13 protein-coding genes are annotated in these 15,669 nt (G+C 56.0%); 9 read left to right on the forward strand and 4 right to left on the reverse strand.

The window, feature by feature from the left end; translation table 11 throughout:
- Positions 1 to 12 precede the first annotated feature (12 nt).
- From D8U60_RS07925 to D8U60_RS07945, 5 genes are all read left to right on the forward strand, one after another.
- Entirely contained in the window at positions 13 to 3,321 is a 3,309-nt protein-coding gene (locus D8U60_RS07925) for a hypothetical protein (RefSeq protein WP_241663526.1), read from the forward strand.
- 4 nt (positions 3,322 to 3,325) lie between these two features.
- Positions 3,326 to 4,300: a sel1 repeat family protein gene (locus D8U60_RS07930; RefSeq protein ID WP_110645398.1), complete on the forward strand. Its 975-nt coding sequence runs from the start codon at positions 3,326 to 3,328 to the stop codon at positions 4,298 to 4,300.
- Positions 4,301 to 4,306: 6 nt separating this feature from the next.
- Positions 4,307 to 5,443: a sel1 repeat family protein gene (locus tag D8U60_RS07935; RefSeq protein WP_241663527.1), complete on the forward strand. Its 1,137-nt coding sequence runs from the start codon at positions 4,307 to 4,309 to the stop codon at positions 5,441 to 5,443.
- 270 nt (positions 5,444 to 5,713) lie between these two features.
- On the forward strand, positions 5,714 to 5,983 hold the full coding sequence (locus tag D8U60_RS07940; RefSeq protein WP_125926529.1) for a DUF2790 domain-containing protein: 270 nt from the start codon (positions 5,714 to 5,716) through the stop codon (positions 5,981 to 5,983).
- Between the two features lie 90 nt (positions 5,984 to 6,073).
- Positions 6,074 to 6,472, forward strand: coding sequence for a hypothetical protein (locus D8U60_RS07945; protein WP_130899858.1), 399 nt, complete (start codon positions 6,074 to 6,076; stop codon positions 6,470 to 6,472).
- Here the strand turns inward: D8U60_RS07945 and D8U60_RS07950 are convergent.
- A complete protein-coding gene (locus D8U60_RS07950) occupies positions 6,469 to 6,738 on the reverse strand; it encodes a DUF1652 domain-containing protein (RefSeq protein WP_122698182.1) in 270 nt (89 codons plus the stop codon). The two genes, D8U60_RS07945 and D8U60_RS07950, sit on opposite strands and share 4 nt — an antisense overlap.
- A 368-nt stretch (positions 6,739 to 7,106) precedes the next feature.
- Here D8U60_RS07950 and eco point away from each other — a divergent pair, with 368 nt between their 5' ends.
- On the forward strand, positions 7,107 to 7,592 hold the full coding sequence (gene eco / locus D8U60_RS07955; protein ID WP_071172576.1) for a serine protease inhibitor ecotin: 486 nt from the start codon (positions 7,107 to 7,109) through the stop codon (positions 7,590 to 7,592).
- Positions 7,593 to 7,604: 12 nt separating this feature from the next.
- Here eco and ilvA read toward each other — a convergent pair whose 3' ends face one another.
- Positions 7,605 to 8,618, reverse strand: a complete 1,014-nt coding sequence (ilvA, locus tag D8U60_RS07960) for a threonine ammonia-lyase, biosynthetic (RefSeq protein WP_130899859.1) — start codon at positions 8,616 to 8,618, stop codon at positions 7,605 to 7,607.
- Positions 8,619 to 8,904: 286 nt separating this feature from the next.
- On the opposite strand from ilvA, the gene D8U60_RS07965 reads away from it, so the two are divergent.
- Positions 8,905 to 9,084, forward strand: coding sequence for a hypothetical protein (locus tag D8U60_RS07965; protein ID WP_122603683.1), 180 nt, complete (start codon positions 8,905 to 8,907; stop codon positions 9,082 to 9,084).
- A 15-nt stretch (positions 9,085 to 9,099) separates the two neighbouring features.
- On the opposite strand, the gene D8U60_RS07970 is transcribed toward D8U60_RS07965, so the two are convergent.
- Both D8U60_RS07970 and D8U60_RS07975 read right to left on the reverse strand, forming a co-directional pair.
- A complete protein-coding gene (locus tag D8U60_RS07970) occupies positions 9,100 to 10,401 on the reverse strand; it encodes an ATP-binding protein (RefSeq protein WP_130899860.1) in 1,302 nt (433 codons plus the stop codon).
- Between the two features lie 4 nt (positions 10,402 to 10,405).
- Complete coding sequence (locus D8U60_RS07975; RefSeq protein WP_016774890.1) at positions 10,406 to 11,107, reverse strand: response regulator transcription factor; 702 nt, start codon at positions 11,105 to 11,107, stop codon at positions 10,406 to 10,408.
- A 275-nt stretch (positions 11,108 to 11,382) separates the two neighbouring features.
- Here D8U60_RS07975 and D8U60_RS07980 point away from each other — a divergent pair, with 275 nt between their 5' ends.
- Positions 11,383 to 12,540: an efflux RND transporter periplasmic adaptor subunit gene (locus D8U60_RS07980; protein WP_130899861.1), complete on the forward strand. Its 1,158-nt coding sequence runs from the start codon at positions 11,383 to 11,385 to the stop codon at positions 12,538 to 12,540.
- A gap of 15 nt (positions 12,541 to 12,555) precedes the next feature.
- A complete protein-coding gene (locus D8U60_RS07985) occupies positions 12,556 to 15,654 on the forward strand; it encodes an efflux RND transporter permease subunit (RefSeq protein WP_130899862.1) in 3,099 nt (1,032 codons plus the stop codon).
- The last annotated feature ends 15 nt before the right edge of the window (positions 15,655 to 15,669 follow it).

The raw sequence follows: 15,669 nt of genomic DNA on the forward strand, positions 1-15,669 counted from the left end.
AATGGAAGCGAAATGGATACTGAAATCTCAGAAGCAACAAAGGTAGATCGCGACAGCTCTGCGGCAACTGCCTCAGCCCCGTCGACACCGGTTGAAACGAAACCTGCCTTGGAGCTTGATCCTCAGCCTGTAATGCCTGCCAGTTGCCCCAACGCGTTCGACAAAGTGGAAACGGCTTGCTCGACAAGTTATGGCGAGGTGATCTACGCAACCAAGGAAAGAATGTTCTATCTGCTGCCTGAACGCGCTGCAAGCTCGATCAAAGAAGCGATGAATGAACTTGAGCAACATATCAGCGCAAGCAAGTCTCCTGAGGAACGTTTAAAGGGGATGAACACCGCGGGGTTGCTCGAGTACTTCCTCGAACCCAAGTTGTCAAACTTCCTGCAAGGTGAACAGAAAAGCCGAATGCTGGAAATCGAAGCTCAGGAGCCGGATATTGCGCAGCCAACCATGGCCATGCGCTTGAAATCCGTGAGCCGTGACGCCCGAAATTCAGCGGCGCTGGAGAAGTTGCCGGATCAGAGTGAGTACGCACGGAACCGGGCACTGGCCGGTCAGCAACAGGCTAGCCTGCTTGAGGCCAACTCCGAGGGGCAAAAGCTGCAACGACTCTACAACGAGTGGAAGAAGCTGAAGGCTGTAGCAATAGAGCAAGCCAAGATAGCTGGCTATATCTATGAAAGTGGCAACCTGTTTTCGCCCGGTGCTCTTGAGGCTAGAACTCGTGTTCAGACCTATCTGAAAGCCCGTGCGGCACTCACAGCCAGCGGCAAGCTGACTACTCTCAAAGAAGAAGATTTCAAGAAGAACAAGAAGGCGTATCTGGACGCCACAAACTGTGTGATCGATGGCAAGGCCCGGATGTGCGGTTATTTGAACGATGTGGCCAACGAACGCAAAAAAATCGAAAAAGACTTTGCTGCCTATATCGATTCGATTTTGAAAGTCGCCGACTATGGCTTGGCACTTCCTGAGTTTGCCCTCATTCCTGACACAGGCGAAATCAGCGCAGGTATCGAGAAATTCAAATCATATCTCGAGATGGAACAGCGGCAGGTCAAACTGGCTGAACAAATCCGCACCAAATACAAAGCCTGGATTGACGCCAGCGGCCAAAACGTAGCGGCACCAGCGGGCATCGTGCAGGCTGAAAAAACCGAGTGGCAGCGCATTCAACAAGAGCGCATGAAGCTTCGCGATGATGCAGAAGCCGCTGTAGCCGCAGCCCTACCACTGCGCCATCTGTTGTGGGAGCCAGAGCAATTTCAGCCGAAACCGGAAGAGCGCCTGGTCAAGGCTGGCTTTCCGTTGCGCGAAGTGGCGCTTTTCAATAGCCCCAACAGTCCGGTCAAGCATTTGAGTCTGCTTAATCTGGAAGGCATTGAAAAAGCCTTGAAAAAAGACGTAAGCGCGCTCGGTGCTACTGCAAGCAAAGACCTGCAGAAACTTCCCGGCAACAGCAACGGGAAAGCGCAAACTGACACAGACGATAACCCTTTCCATGAATGGCTACGCCTCGAAGGCGCGATGGCCATCAAGGATCAGGAAAGCAACTGGTTCGATGAAAAAGGCTGGTTCGATGTAGAACTCTTCCATTCCTATCTCAAGTCGAAAAAACTGACAGTGGATACTATTGAGGACGCAGGCGCCCGCAAAGACTGGGGGCTGCGCCTTCGGCAGCTGCTGTTCAAAGAAGAAGTTCGAAGTTCGTTGCGCCTGTTCGATAACAGTCCTCAAGCACAATTGGTTCGTTGCCTCACGCCACCACAGTCCTCCATCCACACTGGAACCAAGGTCACTGGTCCGAGCTTCAGCGTCACCGATAACTTCAAGGCCTCTGCCAAAGCCGAAGCCAGCCTTGGGATTGACTTGGCACGCGGTGAAGTTGAGTTGATGAAGATGGATCTGCCGGGTAAAGATCAAGCAAAAGACATCCTGATCCCGTACCTGGATTACGAGAAAAACCGCAAAAACCTGAATCTCGGCAGGTTTTCGATCCATTTGGGCGCTAGAGCGTGGGGCTACACAGGCGCTACCCTCCTCCTCTCCTCCAGCGTGCAGTTGGGACGTGCAAACGTACAAGGCGGCCTCAATCTTCCGGAAATCACCGATGCAAAACGTCCGGAGACCACCAATGCCGTAGCAACTACAACTAGAAGCGAACCTGTTCTGGCGGGCGACGCCGCGAAAGTACGGGTTGAAGATGGGGCTAAAGCCCAATTCAATCTCTTTGCAGGAGTTCAGGCTGGGATTCTACTGACAGGCGCCTTGAACTGGGCTCCGCCGAAAGATATCGCTGTGTTGCGCACCGCCCCTTCGCCCGGCATGGCGAACACCGTCAACAACGCGAAAGCTAGCCAATGGGCGAGCCTGGCCAGACTCACAGCAGGCTTTACTGCCGCGTATGGGCTGGGTACTACGGCAGATATTGGGATCTCCTTGCATGAAGGCCGCTTCATCATGCGGTTCAAGGCTTCCGTCATCGTCGGCGCTGGCGTCGGCGGCGAATTTCAATTTGAAGTAGGCTATGACGGTGTTACTGACTTGATTAACTTGCTGCGACGGGAAATGCATAAAAATCAGGATAAATCGCTAATTTTTGTGACGGACGAAGCCGCCGACTACATCGACAAACTAAACTTTCTTGGCGCTGCCGGGATGGAAGTGGCGATGACTTACATGCAAGGCGTTGATATGGTGATGTCGTTATATGAGGCGTTAACCGGGGGCGGCAGAGGAGCAATTATCGCTCATACGATTATGAATTATCATAATCAAGCTGAGTTAGACCAATGGATCTTGGCAGCGACTCCAGGTGCGCTTGGCCCAATGTTGATGACATTGATTTCCGCGCCGGAGAAATTCAAGATTTCGGAATATGGAGCGCCTAGTGCAAGCTCTAAAGCCACAGAAAAGTCTTATACAAAAGACCAGTGTCAACTGCTTCAGCAGCAGGCTGTTGAGCGCATACTAGGATTGATTGTCCGCCAAGCGGAAAAGCAAGGAACAATAACCCTTGCCCAAGCACAATTTGAAGAAGCATGCATGAGCATGAATCGGTTCGGAACCAAAGCCGCAGACGAAGCAGAACAGCTATATTGCGAGAATCGACTGCATATGGACAATTTCATGTCAGAAGCAATTCTGCGACTGCACGACGATGCGAACGACGAAATGCGTGCCCGGTATAAAGCGCACGTGAACCTTTTAGGCGCGAACCTAGATGGCTTTTGTCACAGAACCCGATACTACGGACAAACTTTTGTTCCTGGCGGAAAAGCAAAATATGTCCCTCCAGCTACATACATCAAGGGATAAAAAAATGTCGCGCACACTTATATATATAGCAACCGCAATTGCAACCCTCTTATCAAACAATGTACTTGCCGAGCTTACACCAACTCAGCAGGCCGCAAAAACTCGTGGGATAATGCTTTTCAATCAATACAAACCAGCAGAACTGGAACTTCGCATAGCAGCCGAAGCGGGCGATGCGGAAGCACAATTCTATTTAGCTGACGAGCTTCGTCAAAAAAAACAAGGAATGACTGTCGAAGCGCAAAAATGGTACGAGGCATCAGCATCACAGGGTGATTATTATGCGATGTTTAAACTCGCCACCGTATCGGAAGACCTGTGCTCGGTTGTCAACCAATGTCCTGCTAGTAGTAAAAAACCAAGTGACTGGCTAGATTTATTGATAAAAACTGCTACGCCTCGCGCTTTGGGTGGCGACGGCGAAGCGATGGCTGTGCTTTACAACGCGACTGCAGAGTTGGATTGGTTGCAGAAATCAGCAGCGGCTGGATATGCGCCGTCACAGTGGTTGCTCGCTAATCGTTACGCCGAGGGGGAAGGCACATTTTTGCTACCTTGGAAAAGAAAGAGTGCCGAGGAGGAGTTGCTAAAGGCTGCTTCGGAAGGAGGTTACCCTCCTGCAATGATCGAATATATTTCGATTCTTTCCCAGCGAAATGATCTGGCAGGTGTTCGGCATTGGTGGGAAGAAGCGGCGAAAACCGGTTATCAAAATGCCGTCGCAACCTATGGTGCATATCTTTCCCACACGCCCGACAAAGTTGGCTACCCCGTCGATTTGATCAAGGGCTACGCACTGGTCTCTTTGCTTAAAGAATTGGATGGCGGTGGAAACGTTCAAGTCTATGTGGAAGGGAAGCTTCCTAAAATTGCTGCAAAAATGACATCGAACCAGATTGAGGAAGCGGAAAAATATGCAATTGAGTGGAAGGCCACCCACCCGCCCCTTTCTTTCTTTCCAAGGAAATTAGGTTTTTAATTAGTAATGAAGCAGAATGCAAGAAATAACCGGTACGAGGCTAATCTTCCCCAATTAGAACAATCGACAGCCTTGTCGTCCGCGCTTTGCCGTATCGTTTTCAAAAGTTTCACAAAGACCGATATACCAGCTAAACAACTGCAACCGAGAAACAACTTAGCACTTACACTGCCAAAAGTGATCACCACTACGCTTATTTTATTAACGTTAGCGTCGCCCCAGTCACTGGCGCTTACGAACGAACAATCTCAGGCAAAAATCAAGGGCATTGAACTATACAATCAACACAAAGCCACCTCAGCAATTGAAACATTACAAATAGCAGCCGACGGCGGTGACGATGAAGCACTTTACTATTTGGGTGAATCTATAAGAAAAAACAACAGATACATGACTCAAGAAGCGCGAAAGGCTTACGAGGAATCAGCAAAAAAAGGCAATATTTACTCTATGATTCGGCTCGGCGGCGCGGATCAAGATTTGTGCGTAACTATGAACAACTGTTCTTCCTCTGAGCAATCGCCTAAAGATTGGATGAACAAAGCCAAAACCCTTGCTACAGATCAGGCATCTCATGGTGACGCTGAGTCGATGTACCTACTATGGGAGATAACAGGAAACGATGAATGGCTTGAAAAGTCCGCAGAAAAAGGTTTTGCATTAGCGCAATTTCGTTTAGCGACCAAGTATCAAGAGGGTGGAGGCATGTTCCTACTACCCTCTAGCAGATCAGATGAAATCGAAAAATGGATGAAAGCCGCTGCAGAGAATGGTTATCCACCAGCCATGATGGGATTTGCCGCTACCAGGATTGAAAAAGCCGATTTGTCATCATTTAGAAAATGGAATGAAAAAGCTGCAGCCTCAGGCTATGCATCTGCAGTTTTTGGTTACGCGTCATATATTGGCGAAGCTGAACCAAAATACGGATTCGAATCAGACCCGGTAAAGTCATATGCACTATTGTCGAATCTACTGGAGCTTGATGGTGGTGGAAACGTAATAAACAACGTTAACGACGTATTGCCGGAAGTAGAAAAAAAGCTGTCAAAAGAGCAACTAGAAAAAGCAAAAGAACTCGCAAAAACGTGGAAGGCCACTCACCCACCGCTCTCGTTTTTTCCAGATAAGTTAGGGTACTGAAATTTAGCAGCACAGCCTTATCATTAATTTTTTTCGAGCACGTCAAAGCCCGTACCCTAATGATTCATATCGCAAACGACAAATGCCCGAGACAAGGAAAAAGCAACCGTAAATAACTCAGCTCATGTTCACATCGGTTAACTCAGCCTTAACGCCACAGTCAGAGACTCCATATCACCGCACACCCTCAGCTCTCCCCCGCTGACGCCCAGTGCGGCAGGCTCGTCCGGCTTCGTGCCGGGCGCCTATCCGTTACGCTGGAGTCCTCTCATGAACATTCGTCCCTTCCTGCTCACCGCCACCCTCGCCTGCTGCTCATACGCCGCACTGGCCCAAGCCAACGACACCTCCGCCACATCGAATCAAACACCCTACCAATACGGCATGCCACTACACGTGGCGAAGGTGCTTTCGCTAACCGAGCCGCCGACCCTGGAATGCAAAGTCATCACCGCCGACATGAAATACATAGACAACACCGGCAAGCCCGCACAAATCAGTTACAGGAAACTATCTGACGCTTGCAGTCAACAGAACTGACAGACGCTTCCGATTTTCCGGTTGGCCATATGCGTGGGGTGGTTTCGGCGGTTATGCTCGGGGCCTTCCCTACTGCCGCAAGGATTGGCCATGCAGTTGTCGTTCCGCACGTTGTCGAGCTTCACTTCAATCCTGTGTTTTCTGCTGGCGCTGGTCTGGGGATTTTTTCCGGAGGTGTTGCTGGCGATCTGGAGTATTGGCTATTCGGAAGGCACTGGCATAGTCGCAAGGCGCAGCGCGGTGCTGTTTGCGGCGTTGGGGGTGATGTTTTACTTGCTGCGCAATGCTCCGCCGTCAAAGTCACGCAGTGCACTGAGCACTGGTTTTATCGTCGGCTGTTTCGGTTTGGCGGCATTGGGTTTTGGCGAATGGCTCAATGGCCATGCCGGCCCCGGGATTTTGCTCGCGGTGCTGGTCGAGTTCGCGCTGGGCCTGGGTTTCGTGCAGGCCCGGCGCGTGACGGTCGAACTGGGTGAAACGGTGAGTTAAACGGCTCGAGAACGAGCGCTGGTTTGATATGTCGTGGTTTGTTGCGCGAGGTCGGAACGCAGGCCAGCGACCAGGTTGTTGATTTCACGGCAGCTGTTCAGGCGGCTGGCGTCGATTCCACTGACGTAGAGATCGGCCTGGTCGGTCCGATGGTCGCCAAATACTTTGACGGACATCGACAAGTCGGGTGACAGCGTGCACTGGCAGCGTTTCGGCAGGAAGCTGCTTTCAATGATATTGCGTAATTCCAAGGCAGATAAAAACATGGCGAACCCTCTCCTTTCTGTGCGATTGCCAATCAAGTATTCACGCTGACCCTTTGCTGCGCCTTCACGGGTGTGCCCCCGCTGTTTCCTTGGTGCGGCAAGTGGTGGTACTGCGAAATGCCCATTGGAGTGTAGGCGCCCAATCCAGTGCGCCTCACGGAAAGAACGCATAAACCGTGCCTTTGATCGGTTCGTTTTACGCCCTGCAAAATCAAGCACTTGGAAAAGTGGCCAGTATCCTGCTATTTGCAAAATGCATGAACCGACCACCCGTCCACTGCAATCTGCAATCTCCGGGCAAATTTGCTTTCGAAGACCATGACGGCAAGAATGTCTCCCATTGCAATTCAACTCGCACGGAGGCTTCCATGAATTCCTTACGAATTTGCGCGATCACTGGCCTGTTAATCGCCAGCCTTTCCACCCTCGCTCACGCCGCCAAACTCGAAGACGTCGCGCCGTTTCCCAAAGCAGAAGCCGGGTTTACCCGTCAGGTCATCCATCTGCCCAAACAAGAGCAGGAGGAGAATTTCCAGGTTGAAATTCTCGCTGGCAAAACTCTGGAAGTGGATTGCAACCGTCAACGTCTGGGCGGTGTTCTCGACGAAAAGAACCTGCAAGGCTGGGGCTATCCGTTCTATCGCCTGGAAAAGGTCATCGGCCCGATGAGCACGATGATGGCCTGCCCGCCCGGCAGCCAGAAAAAGCGCGCTTTCGTTCCGGTCGTCGGTGACGGCTTCATGTTGCGCTACAACAGCAAGTTGCCAGTCGTGGTGTACGCGCCATCGGACGTCGAAGTGCGCTATCGCATCTGGTCGGCGTCGGAAAAAGTCGGCACCGCCCTGCAGGAATAACCCGAGCGCTTGTTACGCCGGCACGCCGCAAGCAGCGGCGCGTTCGGCGACATGGCGCAGACTGTCGAAGTTGATGTTGGCCCCGGAGTCGATGGCGACGAATGTCTGATCGCGAACGCCGCTGCGCGCCACGTACTGCTTGATCCCCGCCACGGCCAGCGCACCTGAAGGTTCAGTGATCGAACGGGTATCGTCGTAGATATTCTTGATCGCGGCGCAGAGCTCGTCATTGCTGACCGTGATTACCTCATCTACACAAAAACGGCAAACCTCAAAGCCATACGCGCCGATCTGCGCCACCGCTACGCCATCGGCAAAGGTACCGACGCTTGGTAGAACCACCCGCTCGTCCGCACTTAAAGCCGCTTGCAGGCACGCCGAATGTTCGGATTCGACGCCGATGATCCGCACTTCCGGGCGCAGGTATTTGACGTAGGCCGCGATACCGGCGATCAAACCTCCGCCGCCGACCGGGATAAAGATCGCATCCAGCGCGCCTTGATGCTGGCGCAGGATTTCCATTGCCACGGTGCCTTGGCCGGCGATCACGTCAGGATCATCGAAGGGTGAAACGAACGTGCGTCCTGTCTCCTCGGCCAGTTGCAGCGCGTGGGCCAAGGCAAAGGGAAAACTCTCACCATGCAGCAATGCTTCGGCACCGCGACTGCGCACGCCGAGCACTTTGAGCTCAGGGGTGGTAGACGGCATGACGATCGTCGCGGCAATGCCCAATTCCCGTGCGGCCAACGCTACACCCTGCGCGTGATTACCCGCCGACGCGGTGATCACTCCCCGCGCTTTCTGCTCTTCGCTTAGTTGCACGAGTTTGTTGTAAGCACCACGGATCTTGAAAGAGAACGTCGGTTGCAGATCTTCGCGCTTGAGCAGGACCCGATTGCCCAATGCTTGCGACAATGCCGGCGCAGGCTGCAACGGGGTACGCACCGCAATGTCGTACACCGGCGCGGCCAGGATTTTCTTTACGTAGTGCTCGAGCAGGGCTTGCTGGTCGGGGCTGTGCGGCATGGTCGTCTCCTGACAGTTTTCAGAACCCCGGAGACAGAAAGTAAAAACCCGCCTCTAGGGCGGGTTGGGTGCTGCAGTCGTGAGCTAGCCCGCCAAATGAGGAATGGCGGTAATAATGCTTGGCTGGCAGCGCGATACGGTGAAAGTCATGGGCTCGAAATTAGCCTGCCGGCGGATGACAAGTCAATGGCCCGCTGCAGAACATTGAATCATCCGCAGAACTGAACAGTCACTGCAAATGAGAACAACAACTTCCGCTCCAAGCTGATAAAAGTGGAGATTGACCATGAATATCCGCCAAGCGCTGTTCGCCGTCCCGCTGCTGGTCGCCGCCCTGTCCAGCCCTGCTGTTTTCGCTGTCGATGAAAGCGACGCCGTGAAAAAGCCCGAATGTCCGAAAGGCCAGGTGTGGGACAGTAAAACCCAGCAATGCGTGTTGCAGACCAGCGCCACAACGCAGCCCTGATATTCGTCATCCGGTTCAGGCCATGGCCGGCAACCACAGCCTGAATCGCGCCCCACCCAACGGCGAACTCTCAACGGTCAGCGTGCCGCCCTGCGCTTCCAGCGCGCGGCGGCTGATCGCCAAACCGAGGCCGAATCCACCCGTCGCGCGATCACGGCTGCGGTCGAGCCGATAGAACGGTTCAAAGATCCGCTCGCGCTCGTCGTCGGGAATGCCGATGCCATCGTCGTCAACCCATATCTCACATCCGCCGGCAATCACCTGCACGCCAATCTGAATGCGCTTTTCGCAATAGCGCATGGCATTGCGCAACAGGTTCTGGATGGCCCGAGCGGTCAGGCGCGGATCCAGCGCGAAGCGTTCGAGCTGGCCGTGCAACAGAACGTCAATCACGATTTCCGGCGACTCCAGCTCCTCATCGACGCTGCCAAGAATGCTGTCGATGAACTCATCCAGCGACACCTCGATGCGCTCGGGCGATTGCGCCGGATTCTGCAAACGGCTGTAGGAAAGCAACTCCAGCACCAATTCATCCAGCTCACGAATGTGCGCGACCAGGCTCTGCAAGCGCTCGCGGCTGGCGGCCGGCAAGTCTTCCGACAAGGCCAATGCCAAGCCGAAATCCAGACGCGTCAACGGCGTACGCAATTCATGGGAAACGGCGTTCAGCAGATCACGTTGCTGGTTGAGCAGGTTCTCGATATCGCCGGCCATGGTGTCGAACACGTTGGCGAGACTGCCGATGTTCGAACTCGGGGCGATTCTGGTTCGTTCGCTCAAATGCCCCTTGCCGAAGCGTTCGGCAGTGCCCTTCAGACGTTCAAGGTCGCGCCAGTGCGGGCGCAACCAGAGCAGCAGGCAGCCGAGCAACATGGCACCGATCAGCACGTTGATGCTCCAGTACAACAGATCGACGTCGACCGGATCGGGCGGCACGACCATGCGCACGGCCATGTCCGCATTCAGCGGAGTCACCGCCAGCGTTCGCCAGCCCCAGTCGCCGATGCGCACCACGTTTTCACCCCGGTGCAGACGTTCCTGCTCGATGGGAGTGAACACCGGGTCGTCGATTGGCGTCAGGTCGATGTGCAGCGGCTGGAATTCCTTGTCCATCGCCGCTGCAATCTCCGGCCACTGCTCTTGCGGCGCAGCATGAAACTGCTTGGTGATCAGCGATTGCAGACCTCGGGAAAAGTCCAGGTTGTAGGTGACGAAGCGATCCCGAAAGGCCATGACCACCAGATCCGGCACCAGATAGATCGCCGCGCTATAGGAGACGATCGTCACCAGATACAGGCGAAACAGAATACGAAACATCAGCTCAGCATTCCCACTCGGAGCGGCTGAACAGATAGCCCTTGCCCCACACGGTCTTGATCTTGCGCGCCTCGCCGGCGTGATCATCGAACTTGCGTCGCAACTTGGAAATCGCCACGTCCACCGAGCGATCGGTACCGTTGAATTCGATACCGCGCAGCCGCTGCAGAATCTGATCGCGACTCAGCACTTCTCCGGCGTGCCGGGCCAGCACCACCAGCAAATTGTATTCGCCGCTGGACAGCTCAACCGCTTGATCGCGCCAGGTCACGGTGCGCTCGGACAGATCAATGCACAGATTGCCCATGACGATCCGGTCATTGACCGCCAACGGCTCGCCCAGGCTGCTGCGGCGCAACAAGGTACGCACCCGCGCCAGCAGCACCCGTGGCTCGCAGGGTTTGGTGACGTAATCGTCAGCGCCCATTTCCAGGCCCAGCACCTGATCATGGCTGTCATCGCGGGCCGTGAGCATGAGGATCGGCAGTGTCGCCGAATCGGCACGGAGCAAGCGGCACACCTGCAAGCCGTCGAGGCCCGGGAGCATGAGGTCGAGGATCACCAGATCCGGCGGGCTGATCCGCGCCCGTTCGCGCACATGGTCGCCACGGCCGATGACGCTGACGGAGTAACCGTTGCGCTCCAGGTAGCTGGAAATCAGTTCGGCGAGGGCGGTGTCGTCTTCGACCAGGAGGATGTTGGGCATGGGGTGTTCCAGAAAATGCTGGGGCGACAGTCAGGGCTCATTCGCTCGCACATTGAAATGCGATCTCCTGTGGGAGCGAGCCTGCTCGCGAATGGGAGCGAGCCTGCTCGCGAAAGCGATCGAACTGTCGCAATAAATTTCAAGGCCTGCAGGATATACGCCCTCACCCGCCACGGAGCAAAACCCTTACACAATTTCACACAGCAGCTACAAAGCTTCACCGCTAACCTCCCCGTCTGGCCGTAGGATGCGGCCTTCAATATTGGGGGTTGTACATGTCTGGAAAACTGCTGGCCGGGCTCGGCCTGATCGCATTGGCGCTGACGCTGAGCGCTTGTGATTCATCCTCGAACGACGAAGAGCAGACGCCGCCGGCCACCGTGCGCGTCGAGACCATTAAAACCGAGCCCCTGTCGATCAGCAGCGAATTGAGCGGGCGCATCGCCGCGCCACGGATTGCCGAAGTGCGTGCGAGAGTGGCGGGCGTGGTGTTGCAGCGCACCTATCGCGAAGGCAGCGATGTGAAAAAGGGCGATGTGCTGTTCCGCATCGACCCGGCACCTTTCAAGGCCGATCTGGACAGTGCCGAAGCAGCGCTGCGCAAAGCCGAGGCCAACGCTTTTCAGGCGAAACTGCAAGAACAACGCTATGCGCAGTTGATCGAGGACCAGGCCATCAGCGGTCAGGACTACGACAACGCCCGCGCCGCTGCCCGGCAGACCGCCGCTGATGTCGCCGCCAGCAAGGCAGCGCTGGAACGGGCGAAACTGAACCTCGGTTATGCCACCGTCACCGCGCCGATCTCCGGCCGCATCGGCCGCGCGCTGGTCACCGAAGGTGCGCTGGTGGGGCAGAACGAAACCACGCCGCTGGCGCTGATTCAGCAGCTCAACCCGATCCATGCCGACCTCACCCAGTCGACTCGCGAGCTCAATGAACTGCGCCGGGCGTTCCGTTCTGGGCAGTTGCAGGAAGTCGGTCAGGATCAAGCGAAGGCCACGCTGATTCAGGATGACGGTAGCGTGTATCCGTTGCCCGGCAAGCTGCTGTTCAGCGACATCACTGTCGATCCCGGCACCGGGCAGATCATTGTGCGCAGCGAGTTTCCCAATCCGGATCTCGACTTGCTGCCGGGCAGCTTCATCCGCGTACGCCTTGAGCAGGCAACCATCCAGAACGGCATCACCGTACCGCAACGCGCGGTGCAGCGTGACAGTGCCGGCATTGCCCAGGTGCTGACTGTCGATGAACAGATGCGCGTGGCGCAGCAACCGGTGCAACTGGGTGCGGTGCAGAACAATCGCTGGATCGTCACCGGCGGCCTGAAGCCCGGCGACCGCATTGTCATCGAAGGCCTGCAACACGCCCGTCCCGGGGAAAAAGTACAGGTCGACGAAACCCCTCTTCCACTTGCCCAGACCACTGGTCAGTAAGCAGGACGCTCTTATATGCCGCAGTTCTTTATCGATCGCCCGGTGTTCGCCTGGGTGGTCGCCCTGTTCATCCTGTTGGCCGGTGCGCTGGCCATTCCGCAGTTGCCGGTCGCGCAATACCCGGACGTCGCACCGCCGCAGATCGAAATCTATGCCGTGTACCCAGGCGCCTCGGCGCAGACTGTCGATGAGAGCGTGGTCAGCCTGATCGAGGAAGAAATCAACGGTGCCGATCACCTGCTCTACTTCGAATCGCAAAGCAGCCTGGGCAGCGCGACGATCAAGGCAACCTTTCAGCCGGGCACCAATCCCGAGCTGGCGCAGGTCGATGTGCAAAACCGCCTCAAGGTGGTCGAGTCGCGCCTGCCGCAAGCGGTCAATCAGCAGGGGTTGCAGGTGGAGAAGGTCTCTTCCGGTTTCCTCTTGCTGATCACCCTGACCTCCAGCGACGGCAAGCTCGATGACGTGGCGCTCAGCGATTATCTGGCGCGCAACGTGATGAACGAGATCAAGCGTCTGGACGGTGTCGGCAAGGCGCAGTTGTATGGTGCCGAGCGGGCTATGCGCATCTGGATCGATCCGCAGAAGCTCATCGCGTTCAACCTGACGCCGGCCGATGTCAACGAAGCCATCGTTGCGCAGAACGCCCAGGTTTCAGCGGGCAGCATCGGTGATTTGCCGTCGCCTTCCACACAGGAAATCACTGCGACGATTCTGGTCAAGGGCCAGTTGTCGACGCCGCAGGAATTCGCCGACATCGTGCTCAAGGCCAATCGCGACGGCTCCACGGTGCGCATCGGTGATGTCGCGCGCGTGGAGATCGGCAGTCAGGAATATCAATTCGGCACACGCCTGAACGGCAAGCCGTCCACCGCCGTCGGCGTTCAGCTGTCTCCCGGCGCCAACGCACTGAACACCGCGACGCTGGTGCGGGCGAAGATGGATGAACTCGCGCGCTACTTCCCGGCCGGCGTGGAGTACAAGATTCCGTACGACACCTCGCCCTTCGTCAAAGTCTCGATCACCAAAGTGATCTACACCCTTGGCGAAGCGATGCTGCTGGTGTTTGCGGTGATGTTCCTGTTCTTGCAGAACGTGCGCTACACGCTGATCCCGACGCTGGTGGTGCCGGTGGCGCTGATGGGTACGTTCGCGACTATGCTGGCGCTGGGCTTCTCGATCAACGTGCTGACCATGTTCGGCATGGTGCTGGCCATCGGCATTCTGGTGGATGACGCGATCGTTGTGGTGGAGAACGTCGAGCGCATCATGGCCAGCGAGGGCTTGTCGCCCAAGGAAGCCACGCGCAAGGCAATGACGCAGATTACCGGCGCGATTATCGGCATCACCCTGGTGCTGGTCGCGGTGTTTATTCCGATGGCGTTCATGCAGGGCTCGGTCGGCGTGATCTACCAACAGTTCTCGCTGTCCATGGCCACGTCGATTCTGTTCTCGGCGTTTCTCGCCCTGACGTTGACGCCGGCGTTGTGCGCAACATTGCTCAAGCCTGTCGCCAAAGGTGAGCATCACGAGAAGTCCGGATTCTTTGGCTGGTTCAATCGTCGTTTCGAGCAACTGACCGATCGCTATCAGGGTTGGGTCAGCTATGCGCTGAAGCGCACCGGTCGCTACCTGATGATCTACGTCGTCCTGTTGATTGGACTTGGGTTCTGTTTTGCGCGCCTGCCTTCTTCGTTTCTGCCTACAGAAGATCAGGGCTACACCATTACCGATATCCAGCTGCCGCCGGGCGCGACCAAGAACCGCACCGTGCAAGTAGCCGAACAGCTCGAAGCGCACAACGCCGGTGAGCCGGGGATCAGTGACAGCGTAGTGATCCTGGGTTTCAGCTTCTCCGGTAGCGGGCAGAATGCGGCGCTGGCGTTTTCGACGCTCAAGGATTGGTCGGAACGTGGCAGTGACGATGCTGCCAGCTCGATTGCCGATCGCGCCAACGCTGCGTTGAGTCAGATCAAGGACGCCATGGCCTTCTCGGTGCTGCCGCCGCCGGTGGATGGCCTTGGCACGTCCAGCGGTTTCGAATTCCGTTTGCAGGATCGCGGTGGCCTGGGCCATGCGACGTTGATGCAGGCGCGTACGGAACTGCTCGCCGCCGCCGAGAAAAGTCCGGTATTGATGAACGTCCGTGAAAGCGCGCTGGCGGAAGCGCCGCAAGTGCAATTGATCGTCGACCGCAAGCAGGCGAACGCCTTGGGCGTTTCGTTCGCCGACATCGGTAATGTGCTGTCCACTGCGGTGGGTTCCAGCTACATCAACGACTTTCCCAATCAGGGCCGCATGCAGCGCGTGGTCGTGCAAGCCGAAGGTGATCAGCGCAGTCAGGTGGATGATTTGCTGAAAATGCACGTGCGCAACAACGCTGGGAACATGGTGCCGCTGTCCGCATTCGTCCAGGCCAACTGGATTCAAGGCCCGGCGCAGTTGACTCGTTACAACGGCTATCCGGCAATTGCCATCTCTGGCGAACCGTCGGCGGGGCACAGCACCGGCGAAGCGATGGCGGAAATCGAGCGTTTGGTAGCGTTGGGGCCGAAAGGCTTGGGGCAGGAATGGACTGGGTTGTCGTTGCAGGAGCGTCTGTCCGGCAATCAGGCGCCGATTCTGCTTGGCCTGTCGCTGCTGGTGGTGTTCCTGTGTCTGGCGGCGCTGTATGAAAGCTGGTCGATTCCGACCTCTGTATTGCTGGTGGTGCCGCTGGGCGTGCTCGGCGCGGTGTTGGCGGTGACAATGCGTGGCATGCCCAACGATGTGTTCTTCAAGGTCGGTCTCATCACCATCATCGGACTGTCGGCGAAGAACGCGATCCTCATTATCGAGTTTGCCAAGAGCCTGTATGACGAAGGTCACGACCTGATCGATGCAACGTTGCAGGCTGCTCGCTTGCGCTTGCGGCCGATCGTGATGACCTCGCTGGCGTTCATTCTCGGCGTGGTGCCGTTGGCTATTGCTACCGGTGCCAGCTCGGCAAGTCAGCAGGCGATCGGCACTGGCGTGATCGGCGGGATGATCACCGCTACGCTGGCAGTCATCTTCGTCCCCGTGTTCTTCGTCGTCGTCATGAAGCTCGTACAACGATTCACCAAACGACACTGATCTAATTGTAGGAGC

This window comes from Pseudomonas sp. Sample_11 (genome assembly GCF_004307505.1).
GTDB classification, from domain to species: Bacteria; Pseudomonadota; Gammaproteobacteria; order Pseudomonadales; family Pseudomonadaceae; genus Aquipseudomonas; species Aquipseudomonas atacamensis.